Annotated in this window: 9 protein-coding genes; 2 read left to right on the top strand and 7 right to left on the bottom strand. The window is 63.2% G+C overall.

What is annotated here, in order from left to right; translation table 11 throughout:
• Nucleotides 1–24: 24 nt before the first annotated feature.
• Both METH_RS22240 and METH_RS22245 read left to right on the top strand, forming a co-directional pair.
• Nucleotides 25–597 carry an OmpA family protein gene (locus tag METH_RS22240; RefSeq protein ID WP_024092570.1) on the top strand — a complete coding sequence of 191 codons (573 nt, stop codon included), beginning with the start codon at nt 25–27 and terminating at the stop codon, nt 595–597.
• A 44-nt stretch (nt 598–641) separates the two neighbouring features.
• Nucleotides 642–2,810 carry a serine/threonine protein kinase gene (locus METH_RS22245; RefSeq protein WP_024092571.1) on the top strand — a complete coding sequence of 723 codons (2,169 nt, stop codon included), beginning with the start codon at nt 642–644 and terminating at the stop codon, nt 2,808–2,810.
• Between the two features lie 81 nt (nt 2,811–2,891).
• Here METH_RS22245 and METH_RS22250 read toward each other — a convergent pair whose 3' ends face one another.
• From METH_RS22250 to METH_RS22280, 7 genes are read right to left on the bottom strand one after another with little or no spacing between them, the layout of a single operon-like run.
• Complete coding sequence (locus tag METH_RS22250; protein ID WP_024092572.1) at nt 2,892–3,614, bottom strand: PP2C family protein-serine/threonine phosphatase; 723 nt, start codon at nt 3,612–3,614, stop codon at nt 2,892–2,894.
• Complete coding sequence (gene tagF, locus METH_RS22255; protein WP_024092573.1) at nt 3,614–4,294, bottom strand: type VI secretion system-associated protein TagF; 681 nt, start codon at nt 4,292–4,294, stop codon at nt 3,614–3,616. The genes METH_RS22250 and tagF overlap by 1 nt, the downstream gene beginning before the upstream one ends.
• Complete coding sequence (tssM, locus tag METH_RS22260) at nt 4,294–7,866, bottom strand: type VI secretion system membrane subunit TssM (protein WP_024092574.1); 3,573 nt, start codon at nt 7,864–7,866, stop codon at nt 4,294–4,296. Before tssM ends, tagF begins: the two co-directional genes overlap by 1 nt.
• A complete protein-coding gene (icmH, locus tag METH_RS22265; protein ID WP_024092575.1) occupies nt 7,863–9,296 on the bottom strand; it encodes a type IVB secretion system protein IcmH/DotU in 1,434 nt (477 codons plus the stop codon). The genes tssM and icmH overlap by 4 nt, the downstream gene beginning before the upstream one ends.
• Before the next feature lie 14 nt (nt 9,297–9,310).
• Nucleotides 9,311–10,651 (bottom strand): type VI secretion system baseplate subunit TssK, encoded by a 1,341-nt coding sequence (gene tssK, locus METH_RS22270; protein WP_044008848.1) that lies wholly within the window; start codon nt 10,649–10,651, stop codon nt 9,311–9,313.
• 47 nt (nt 10,652–10,698) lie between these two features.
• Nucleotides 10,699–12,138, bottom strand: coding sequence for a type VI secretion system-associated FHA domain protein TagH (tagH, locus tag METH_RS22275; protein WP_245603022.1), 1,440 nt, complete (start codon nt 12,136–12,138; stop codon nt 10,699–10,701).
• A 44-nt stretch (nt 12,139–12,182) separates the two neighbouring features.
• Complete coding sequence (locus METH_RS22280) at nt 12,183–12,485, bottom strand: PAAR domain-containing protein (protein WP_024092578.1); 303 nt, start codon at nt 12,483–12,485, stop codon at nt 12,183–12,185.
• Nucleotides 12,486–12,500: the final 15 nt, after the last annotated feature.

Here is a 12,500-nt window from a genome sequence, read left to right on the forward strand (position 1 = left end):
AATTGGCAGGGGAGGGCGCCGGGCATGATCCGCCTTAAAGGAATTTTTGCAAGTGTTCTGGGTGCGGGCTTGATTTTCGCTCCGCCAACTCTGGCGCAGTCGGATGGCGGCGAATTGTCGGTCGAGGAAATCACCGAAGCTTTCAAGAAGCAGAAGACCCGCGGCCTGGTGATCGTGCCAAGCAGCGCAGCTGCGGCTGAGGATCCTGCGGAGGAAACCGCAACCGTGGCCGCCGCCGAGGAATACAATCCTGTCGACCGGCAGACCCAGATCAATGTCCAGATCTCCTTCGATTTCGACAGCGCCGCGCTGCGCGCCGATCAGGCGCCGAAACTGGCCAATATGTGCGCGTCGATGAAGGCGCTCGATGGCACCGTGTTCCAGATCATCGGCCATACCGACAGCTCTGGATCCGCCGCCTATAATGAACGGCTGTCACTGTTGCGGGCGCAGGAAGTACGCCGCCACCTGATCAGCTCCTGCGGTGTGAGCGAGGATATGCTCAAAGCCATCGGCATGGGTGAAACCGCACCCTTCAACGAAAACAATACGCGCGCCGATGAAAACCGCCGTGTTGAATTCCAGGCTCTGGGCTGAACGCCGCCCCGACCCGCGCCGGACCAGAGGCCAGGGAGACTTCCATGCTTGAATCGCGCCCTGGCGACTTGTTCCAGCCGGGTGACCTGCTGAACAATACCTACAGGATCGAATGCCTGCTGGGCCGCGGCGGCACCTCTCATGTCTATAAGGCGCGCTCGGAAATTTCCGGCAACCTGGTGGCGCTGAAGGTGCTGAAGCAGGAACTTGCCGCCAACGAGGACTTCACCGTCCTGATGGCGCGCGAGGAAAATATCCGGGAAATCCGCCATGCTGCGGTGGTGCGTTATTCGGAAAATCACCGCACACCGGACGGCCATATCTATCTGCTGATGGACTATGTCGAAGGCCCCGGCCTCGACAAACGCCTGAAACAGGGGCCGATGGCGGCTGAGGACCTGCTGGTGATTTGCCGCCGCGTGGCCCAGGGTCTGCAGGCGGCGCATGTCCGCAATATCGTCCACCGCGATCTGAGCCCGGACAACATCATTCTGCGCGGCGGTGATCCAGCCGAGGCCGTGATTATCGATTTCGGCATCGCCAAGGATACCAATCCGGGCGCTCAGACCATTGTCGGAAATGAGTTTGCCGGCAAATACTCCTATGCCGCACCGGAACAGATGAGCGGTGACACCGACGCCCGCTCAGACATCTATTCGCTGGGGGCGCTGTTGTTGGCCAACTTCCGCGGCGCGGCGCCCAAGCTCGGCGCCAACCCGATGGAAGTTGTTGAAAACAAGCAAAAACCACTCGACACGGATGGCCTGCCTGAACCATTCAAAACCCTGATTGAGCGTATGTGCGCACCGGATCCGAACGCGCGGTTCCAGACTGCAGGTGAAGTTCTGGCCTTTCTGGACAATCCCGATGGCGGCAGCCTGGAAGATGTGCTGGATGGCCCGGCTGAAGACGCCACCATCATCGTGCCGCAGACAAGCCAGCCCGCCCCGGCGCCACCGCCCGCCGCCAAACCAATTCACCGGAAGGCTGACGAAAAGAAAGGCGGCCGCGGCGGCCTTTGGGCGGTCCTGGCGGTACTTCTGCTGCTCGGCGGCGGCGGCGCCGGCGCCTATTTCAGCGGCATGCTCGACAGTATTCTACAGCCGTCCTACCCCGTGGCCCGCCCCTATTCATTCATTGCCGAAAAGCCCGTCGACGGGCCGCTGCAGATCGTTGGAAATGTGCCGTCCGAGGCGGCACGGGAGGCCCTTCTGGCGCTGTCCCAGGATGCCGATCTGACGCTGGCCACGGGCGCCATATCTGACACTTGGGGCACCGATGTGCTCGACACGGTCACGCCGCTTGAGGGTTTGCGCGAATGGCGCCTTGTGGTCAGCAACAACAAGGCGCGGCTCACGGGCACCACCGACGACGCTAATGTCGCCGAGACGCTGAACGAGCGGTTCCGCAACGGCCTGCCCGGCGCGTTGGAAGGCAAGGCCGAGATCCGGTTTGAGCTGCCGATGCTGCCGGTGGCCGAGGTCCAGGCGGTGATGGAAGCCTTTGCCGATTGCGGACCGCTGCTGCGGGACGGCAATGGCCATTACGACGGCTATGCGCCCAGCGATCCGGTGCTGGTCAGCGGCCGTGTCGCCAGCACTGCCACCCGGCTTGAACTGTTCGATGCGCTGCGGGCGCTGGCGCATGAACGCCAGGTGGTGCTGGATGTGGAGGTGCTGAACGACGCGCTTTGCGTTGTCGAACAGCATTTGCCCAAAGCCCCGTCCGGCGGTGCAAAAGTGGAATTCGCCGTTGGCGGAAGCAGCGTGGAGCCCAATCCATCCGGCCGTTTCTTTGTTGGCGAAAACCCGGTCATCGATATTGTGCTGCCGGATGATGTGACCGAGGGTTACCTGACCGTATCGATCCTGGATGTTTCGGGAAATGTGTTCCACCTGCTGCCCAATATCTCGCGCGAAGACAATTCCGTTGCCAGCCTGCGGGACGATGCCGCTGGCGAAGTTCCCGTCCGGGTCGCTTATAGTCTTGAAGAATCTGTCACCAGTGGCGGCATTGCTTTCAAGGTTGATGACAGCACCCTCGGCAAAAGCAAAGTATTGGTCCTGCATTCCTCGGAACCGCTGTTTGACGGCATGCGCCCGACCTCCGAAAGCGCGGTTGGTTTTGCCGAAGCATTGCAGGCCAGCTACGAGGCCGATTCCAGCCGTATCCGCTCGCTGGACAGCCGCATTCTGGTCACCGCCAGACCCTGATCAGAGACCGGAGTTTCTCGGAAGTTCCAAGCCGGAAAAAGCGCGTTTTCCGGCCGGTTTCTTTGCAGGAAGCCGGCAGCGTCACAGGACGTCAATCACCACAGCGGTAATATTGTCCGCACCGCCCCCGTTCAGCGCGATCTGGATCAACTGATCGCCGACGGTTTCCAGCGGTGTGCCGGTCAGCGCATCCTCCAGGATTTGAAAGGTGGCATATTTTGTCAGCCCGTCCGAGCAGATCAGAAAGCGGTCGCCAGGTTCCGTGTTGCCGCGGATCTTATCGATCTCCAGCTCCTCCCCAACACCCACAGCGCGGGTGATCGCGTTGGATTGCGGATGCTGTTCCGCCTCGTCCCAGGTCATTTTACCTGCCAGCACGAATTCAGCCACAGCCGAGTGATCCTCGGTCAGCATTTCGATATGGCCATCCCGCAGCCGGTAGATCCGGCTGTCACCGGCCCATAGACCGGCAAAATGCTGATTGGCCATCACCAGCGCCGCGACGGTCGATCCTATTGTGCCGCCGCCACGGGCTTCGGCCTCAGCGCGGATCGCCTTATGTGCGTTCTGTATTGCCTCCCGCAGCGCATGCATCCGCGCCGCAGGATCCAGACCCATCGGGATCGTGGCCGCCGCATCGGCGATCAGCCGGCTGGCAAAATCCCCTGCGTCGTGCCCCCCCATTCCGTCTGCCACAAGCCAGATATCATGCTCCGGCAGTGCCAGAACGGCATCCTCGTTGACCTTGCGCTTAAGCCCCACATGGGTCTGCGCGGTATAGCGGTATTTGCGCAACTGGTTCATCACAGCCCCTCCGCATCCGCCCAAACCGGCGCTCCTGGATCAAAAAGACCCAATGCGGCGCCGCCCTGCGGAAGACCTTTGCAGGCCAGTGTCCGCGGCACGCCATCCAGCATCGCCGTCCACAGGCTGCAGCCAGTCAGCCTTTCTTCCAGCGCGGCATCCTCCAAGGCGCCAGACAGCACTTCCGGCCCCCGGACACCGGCCAGAACAAGATCCGGGCGATTACCCGGTAACGGAGCCGCAGCCCGCATGCCCGGCACTGGAATACTTGCAAGCGCTTCCGCCAGGCTATCCTTGGTCATCGTATCCTCCAATGCATCCAGCGCCACATCCTCCAGCCGTTCGAACAGCGTCCCCTCGCCCAAATGGGGCACGGCAGCCGAACCATTCCCAGGCAGCGCCGCCATCAGCGTCAGCGGAAACCGTCGGCCCACCCGGTCGACCGAGGGCATCAGCACCCCGATTACCCTTTGCGCACCGGCCAGTCCGGCAGGCAGGGTAAACCGCCAGATCGGCGCGGTCATGTAGCAGGCATCAAAACCGGGACCATATGCCCCCCGCCCGTCCAGCATAACCTGCTGCAGCCAGGCATCCCAGACCCGCACAAACCCGCCCGGCGTGTTCAGCCGGAAGAAATCCCCGGCTGAAGGCATCTTACCGAATGCACCGAACCCTGCCATTACATCGACTTCGGACAGCTGAATTTTGCCATTGCCGGCAGGGCGAAGGGATTGATGACCGACCCGGACTGCAGCTCGAACAGCGCCAGACGCCCGCCAACACGGAAGTTCACCCGCCGCCGGTCAGAGACATTGGTGCGCCGCACCTCAGCCGCATCCAGCAGCCGGAACCAGGCCCAGGGGCCATCGCGTGACATCGCATTCTCGGCGTCGCGCTTCTTGGGCAAGAGGGTGATCCGCGCCAGCCCGACCGACCCCGGCCAAGTCACGGCCACAGGCGTCGGCGCGCCGGACCGGTGATTATAGGCCACTTTGGTGCCATCGATCTCCAGCACCACTTCCTTTGCCTTCGGGTCCAGCGCATTGACGGTGATCTGAAACTGCACCGCGGGCTGGGCCCCGCCGGCAAAGAACGCTTCCTTGATCTCGGCGGCATACTGCATCTGCTGCAGCACCGCCGGGCTGATGCCCAGATCCACGTCATTCACCCGTTTCCAGGTCCAGGGACGGCTGCGGGTATCGACGTATTTCAGCAGCTGGTCGTTGAAAAAGCCGTCAATCATGCCGCCGGGCGCAAACAGCTTGGCAAAATCCGCCATTGCCACATCGGCCCGCGCCGAACGGTTGAACGGGTAGCGGTTGGCCAGCGCCTTTTCACAGAACGGCAGCACCGCCGATTGCCAGCGCGCATTGATCGACGCCCTGGTCCCTTCCGAGGTGATCCCCGAGGAGCCGGCCGAGATCTGCGTCGCCCAGCGGGGCAGCGGCCCGCCCATCCGGCTGGCGGTCTGCTGGAACTGCAGCAGCGCCTGGCCGCTCTGACCGCCGGTGGCGACGCCGGAGAAGGACATTTTGTTCAGCTCCTGATAGACCTGCTGCAGCTGCCCCATCAGATCATCCAGCTGCGACGGCTGGCCTTCGGGCCGGTCGACAAGGTCATGCAGCCACTGAAACCGCTCCTGCACATAGGCCCCCGGCGGCTTGGCCGCCTGGCCTGGCGCATTTTCGGCAGATCCGACCAGCGCCTCCAGCAGGATCTGCCCCTGGATCGACAGGTTGGATCGCGCCTCAATCGCGGCCACGTTCTGGGCGCCCGCGGCAAGAGTGCTCGCGTCCAGAAGCGATTTGTCCTCATTCAGCCGGGTCTCGTTACTGACGTCGGTCAGAATATTGATGACCGGCGAAGTCGGCCCGGACAGCACATTGGTCACCTCCACAGCGTGGGACAGCGACTCCAGCGGGATGATGTCGATATCGCCCAGGATCTGGTCATAGCGGCTGATGTAATCGTTGTAATACAGGTCCAGAACGTCGCGGCTCAGCTTCAGCAGCACGGCCTTGTTCTGGGCCGCTTCGTTTTGCTCACCCAGCACCCAGGCTTCACGGTGCACCCGTTCGGCCACGCTGACAGCCTCCGGCAGGAACACATTGTGGAAACCGTCATAGGTAAAGATACCCTCGATCCCCTCGTTCAGCGGCTTGCCGGAACTGCGCACCAGCACCCGCTTGACAGACGGTCCGCCAACGTCGGTGATCCGCCATTTCGGCAGGCTGGTGGCTTTTTGAGAGTTCAGGATGCCGTTATAGACGCGCTGCGCCAGCGGCATTTCCGACAGGATGTTCTGCGCCTGGGCAATCAGCGGGCCGTTAAGGGCAATCTCCTCCATCGGCTGTGACAAAAGCGCGGTCAGATGGTCCATCAGATCCGCGCGCAGCTGGTTGCGGGCGATGCCGGGATAGGCGATCCGCTCCCAGTCCAGCCGCATCCATTCCTTGACCAGATCCTGGTTCATCGGCCCCTGCAGGCCCAGCATCAGATAAATCTTCAGCGCCTCATACAGCGTGTCGGGATTGTTGATATTGCCTTCGATCTGCTGCTCCAGCCGCACCAGCAGCCGCGGCAGCAGCCGCTGGTTCAGCGCCGCGCGATAGGTTTGCGCAGCCTGGGTGCCGATCACTTCGCCCTGATACAGGCCATAGGTCATCGCCCCGTCGGGCTCCGGATCCGACAGCACCGGATTGCCCGGCATGTCGCGCAGATTGTTCAGCGCAGCGGCCACCGGCACCAGGTCAGTATCGCCAACCGGGCTGGGCGGCAATTGCGCCGCGGCGGCCTGATAGGCGGCGACCTGGCCCTCGGCCTGGGCAATCAGATCGGTGTTCTTCAGATAAGAGCGCACCCAAAGCGCACCCATTGCAACTGCCACCAGCACAGTCGCGGTGATCGCAATCCGGCGGGTCCAGCGGTAGCGCCGTTCCACTTTGTCATCCGCCGACACCAGTCCGGCCTCAGGGAACATCACACTCTCAAACAGCCGGGTCAGGAAAAATGACCGCCCGGTGCCCTGCCCGGTGCCAATCGCCTGCCGCCCGATGCCGAAAGTCTGCGCCATTCCCAGCATCAGACGGTCGATCGGCGTGCCTTCCTGGGTGCCGGAGGTGAAGTAAATCCCCCGAAGCATCTGGCGCTGCTCATAGCGGTTGTCCTGGAACACCTCCGTCAGAAAATCGCGCGCCACCCCGCGCATCGAGGCGACCTGCGCCGGAAAACCAGCTATCAGCGCCCGCCGCTGATGGTCGGTCTCGGTCTGCATCTTCTCCAAAAGCTGCGCATTGATCTGCCCCAGAAGCAGACCGAACTCCTCGTCAAACCCGGCAATCGGCGCGGCGTCCTTTTTACCTTTGGGCAACGGCAGCGTGAAACCCCAGACCTGCTCGCGGTCTTCCTTGCCAAGGCTGTCATGGAACTCCTGGAAGCCGGCAATCAGATCCGCCTTGGTGAACAGCACATAGACCGGGAAACGCACGCCCAGCTTTTCGCGCAGCTCCGCCAGGCGGCGGCGCACGGCGGCAGCGTGGCTTTTCTGGGTAATCTCATCCTGCAGCGACAGGTCCGACAATGAAATCGCAATGATCGCACCGTTGATCGGCTGCCGCTTGCGGTATTTCTTCATCAGCCCCAGGAAGCCCAGCCAGGCGGCATTGTCCGCCTCGGCGTCGCTTTCCTGGGTGGTGTAACGCCCCGCCGTGTCGATCAGCACCGCGTCATTGGTGAACCACCAGTCGCAGTTGCGGGTGCCGCCGACGCCGCCGATCGCGGCCTTGCCCAGCTTCTCGGCCAGCGGGAACTGCAGGCCGGAATTGACAATCGCCGTTGTCTTGCCCGCGCCCGGCGGGCCGATCATGATGTACCACGGCAGATCGTTCAGGTGACGCCGCCCGCCCTTGGACTTGCGCAGCTCCTTCATCGCGTCCTTGAACTTGCCGCGCAGCTCGCCGATTTCCTCGGACAGCACATCATCTTCCGATGTGTCCACCGCCTCGGCGATCTCCTCGGTCATCTCCTTGTCCTTGCGGCGCCGCCGCCAGAAGATGATGGCGATGATGATGAAATACAGCAGGAAGATCACCCCGATGGTGATCAGCCGCGACATCACGCTGTCAAACGGGCGCCACTCGACGCCGCCGATGAACGGCGCGAAAAACCATACACAGGCCGACAGCACCGCTGCCAGGACCAGCAGGATGGTGTAGATCGACCGGAACAGGGGAAAGATATAACGGCGGATCATCCTTCAACCTCCTGAACCAGCAAGATTTCGATCCTGCGGTTCTTGGCCCGCCCTGCGCGGGTGCTGTTGTCTGCAATCGGTTCCTTGTCGGCGCGCCCCTCGGCCGACAGCCGGTCCGGATCGGTCATCACCTTGGCCATCCCTGCCATCACCGATTTCGCACGCGCCAGCGACAGCGCCATATTGGACGGGAAGCGGGACGAGCGGATGGGAATATTGTCAGAATGGCCCGCCACGATGATCTTGCCCTTTTCGTCATTCAGAGATTCTGCCACCCGGTTCACCGAGGTCCGGAATTTCTGGCTGAGCTGGTCCGAGCCGGAACCGAACATGCCTGAACCGGCCAGCCGGATAATCAGCGTGTTGCCCTTCTGGAAGACCTGCACGATGCCTTCCTTGATCTCCGGCTCCAGGAAACCGGTGACCTTGGCGATTTGTTCTTCGGTCGTAGGCGCGGTTGGCGGCGGCGGCGGCGGCGGCGCGCGCCGTTCCAGCTCAGCCCTGGGGCCGGAATCGACAATCGTCAGCTGCCCGACCACATTCTCGGTCTTGTTCGACAGCATCCAGCTGAGACCCAGGAACTGCAACGCCAGCACCGCCGCGGTGGCTGCCAGGGTGATCCACACCAGCCGCCAGACAGACAGCGCCTTGAACGGTTTGACCAGGCCTTCCCAATGCGGCGACAGATCGCGCTCCACCGGGCCGCGCTGATTGCGGATGATCCGGGCCAATGCGCCGCGGATCTGCATATGTTTCTCGGAACCGCCCTGCTCCACCCGCAAACGGCCCTCAAACCCCAGCGACAGGCACATGTACAGGAATTCGAGCATATCGATGTTGCCGCCCGGCTCCTTTTCCAGCCGCGCCAGCAGGTCATAAAACCGGTCGCCGCCAACCACCTCGCGGTGGAAGGTCGCGACCATCGACTGCAGCCCCCAGGCGGATTGCCCGCCCCAGGGCGTGTTCAGGACCACGTCATCCAGTGTCGCGCACAGCGCATAACGCGCGATCTTCACGGTCTGCGCAGCAATGCCCGCCTGCAGCGCGCGGTTTTCAAACGCCCGCACCTCGGCCACCACATTCTTGCGCAAACCATCCGGGTCCATGTGCTGGGCCCGGTTGCGGATCCGGCTGATCAGCGCAAACAGGGTCGAGGCACAGGCCGTCAGCTGGTTCATCCCCGTCAGCGCCATCTTCGGCGCCTTCGCCCCGCCCGCGGCAGCCTGCGGCTTCGGTGCAGCCGCCTGCGGCACGCCATAGGCATCCAGCCCCGTCTCCGCCGGGGCCGCGGTCTGTTCCGCTCCAGGCTGGACCTGCGGTGTCTCCGGCTGCTGCACCGGCGTGGCCGTCCGCCGCCCGCCAGGGTTCGGCTTGATCACCGTCTTGTCGGTATCCCCCGGTTCGGCAAAGGGATCGTCATAATCAGCCATCTCAGCATTTTCCCTTATGCATTACGGATCGCCCAAAGCTCCATCTTAAGCCCCGGATACTGGCCCGACACATGCACCGCGATGCCGCCCGAGGTCGTCATCTTGCGCCAATAGGGGCTGTCCGCATCCATCTCGAAGTAGACCACGCCGGAATGATAGGGGATCTGCCGCGGTGCCACTGGCAAGGGCCGCAGCGTGATCCCCGGCAGGGCTGAATTCACCAGCTGGCGGATTTCCTCCACCGGGCCGATTTTGGCCTGGCCCGAGAAATGCTTGCGCACGTCCTCGGCCGGGATGTCGGCACTGACTGCCAGCACGAAACCAGCATTTCCCAGCAGTTTGCGGTCGGCAATCACCCCGACCGAGATGCCGTATTTGCGCGCCTCCAGCTTGATCGGGATCGCGGTCTGCTCCAGCACCGAGCTGAGGTACTGCCGCAGTACCCGGATCACCGGGGCAAAGCACTCGACCAGGTTGTCATGGGTATAGGGTGGAAATTCCGGCGCCTGTTTTTCGGTCGACATGAACACCGACAGTTCCCCGGCCAGCCCGGCACAGGCAGTGAACAGGCGTTCGGGGTGCAGATTCTCGATATTGCGCAGGTGGCGCACCTGCGGCAGCATCCGGTTGACCACGGCCAGCAGCATGAAATCCGACACATCCGCCACCCCGCGGGCGCCGCCCGCCTCTGACAAGCGGCCTGCCAGCGCTTCCATCCGGTGCGCCAGCAGCCCCTCCAGCTCGCGCAGGAAACCGCTAAGCGCAGGCGCTGCCCGCACATCCAGGCAAGCCGGGACAAAGGCCTGGTCCAGCACGATCTCCTTGTCCGGGCGCACCTCGATGATGCGCGCCACGGGGATCGCCAGCAGATCGGCCAGGTCATCCACCTCCAGCGCGAACTGCAGGCGCATCTTGCCCACATCCAGCTCCACCGGCTTGCGCTCAGTCGAGGTCACATCGGTCACTTCCTGCTTGTCCGGGCGCAACCGGCTGGCGGAACGTTCGGCGCCGCTCAGATCCACTTCGGTAGCGCCCTGGCGGCGCTGCGGCACGGTCATGTAGACGATGCAATCCTTGATCGTCGACGGCACCTCCATCGCCGGCGGATGCGGATCCACCATCGGCACCCGGAACACCGTGCCGTCATGGGTCAGCCCTTCGCAGGACTTCACCGCGAACTGGCCGATTTTCAGCGCCTCATGGTCGATCTCCAGCCCGTTCACGCCCCAGGCATAAGGGCTGAGCCGCCGCGCCAGCCCGGCAACCAGTGCCTCGGTATACCGGTCGGACTGCTGGAAGTGATGCGGCTGCAAAAACAGCCCCTCCGTCCAAAGTACTTTACTGTCCCAGGACACCGGGATCTCCTCTCAGTTGCGGGCACGCGCCAGCGGCGCGGTGCGCATCAGTCCTTCAGCCTGTCCAGCTGATCCTTGTAGGCACGCGCGAACTCGCGGCTGAACAAGTCGTGAAAATCATTCTCAGCCTGGTCGGAAATCTCCGCATAAAGCTGTTCATAGACGTCCCAGTATTGCGCCTTTTTGCCACGCAAAAGACCCTTTAGGCCGCCTTTGGTTTCGATCTGGCCTTCCAGCGCCTTGGGGTCGAGCCGTTTCAGCACGCCTTTCAGCGCCGCCTCCATGCCGGTGACCATCGCCACTTCATGCGCCTTGATGTCGCGCAGCGCTTCTTCGGCAGCGGATTCCGGGCTCAGGTAGCCTTTGGTCGCCGGGCGGACCATCGCTTCAACCGCCTGTTCAGGCGTGATCGAGAATTTCAGCGGATTGTTTCCGCCAGCCGAGATCATCGTCTGCTCGATCCGGAATTCCGACTTGATCGAGGTCCGCGTCATCAGGATTTCGCGCAGGCCGGTGACCAATGTCCGCATCACCCGGCCCATGCGCGCCATGGTGCTGGCGTGGTCCGCCGGATCAAGGCTGACTTCGGCGCCTGCGCCCTTCAGGAAAGCGGCCACCGCGTCCTGCGCCTGCGCCGGGGGCGCTGCCGCCGGTGCAATGGTTTTCGCATCCCCTGCAGCCGTATCCTGCACCGGCGGTATCTCGGTCGGCGGTGCAGGCGGCACTTCCGGCGGTGGTGCTGCAGGCGGGGTTTCCGGCACCGGAGACGGAATCTCGCGCGGCGGCGGCACGGGTTGCGGGTCGGGGTCAGGCGCCGGGGTTTCCGGCTCGCCTATACCGGACAGGAAATCATCGTCCCAGTCGTCCGGGATCATACTGGACTGCGCTGCGGGCACTGCAAACCCGTCCGAAGCGGTCGGGTTGTGGTTGGCAAAGCTCGCCCCCTCCCCCTCACGCCCGTCGCTAGATTTTTGAAAGAAAGGATCTTCTTCCTCACCCAGGGGCGGCAGCAGCTCATCAATCGGATCCACCGGGTTCAGCTGTGCAGGCCCCTTCAGCCCCTCGCCCAGCAGATCGTCCAGGAAGTCGCCGCCCGGCCCGGCATCTTCCAGCAGCTGCAACGGATCCGGCGCATTGGCGGCATTGCCGTGCGAGGCCGCCCCCTGCGCGGCGGGTGCTGCAATCATACCGCCGATATCCGCCAGATCGTCACGGATTTCCACCACCAGCTCATAGTTGCCGACGCACAGCACATCCCCGTTGTTAAGCGGCGTCGGCGTACGGCCAAGCGGGATCTTGGAATAGTTCAGAAAGGTCCCGTTCGAGCTGAGATCGACCACCACCACATTGCCGTTGTGATCCTCGATCACGCAATGATTGCGCGACAGCTGCTGATCGGGGTCCGGCAGCACCAGATCGCAGCTGGCGCCGCGCCCCACTGTCAGGCTCGGCCCCCGCATCGGAACAGGGGCTGCATCGCCGGGCATCGCGCCCGAGCTCTGAAATTTCAGCGTCACTCCCATTTTTGGGCCTAACCTCCCACCAGCACGGTGAATTCACCCTTGACGACCATGCCGCCGCAGGCGGTGTTGTCCAGGATCCGCGCGGCCGGCATGTTGTTGATCAGCACCGTGGCAGAGCCTTTGATGATCGGATGCGGCGCGGGCGCGGCGGTGCACATATCCCCAAGACGGGCGGCCGGCAGGTTCGCCACCAGCACTGTCACCGCGCAGGGCGGCAGGATCGGCGTCGGCACCGGCAGAACCGGCGGCGGCGGGGTTGAGGGCAGCATGCAGGCATGCAAATCCGTCATCCGGGCCTGTGGCATTCCCATACCTTAAATCCTCCC

Source organism: Leisingera methylohalidivorans DSM 14336 (assembly GCF_000511355.1).
GTDB classification, from domain to species: domain Bacteria; phylum Pseudomonadota; class Alphaproteobacteria; order Rhodobacterales; family Rhodobacteraceae; genus Leisingera; species Leisingera methylohalidivorans.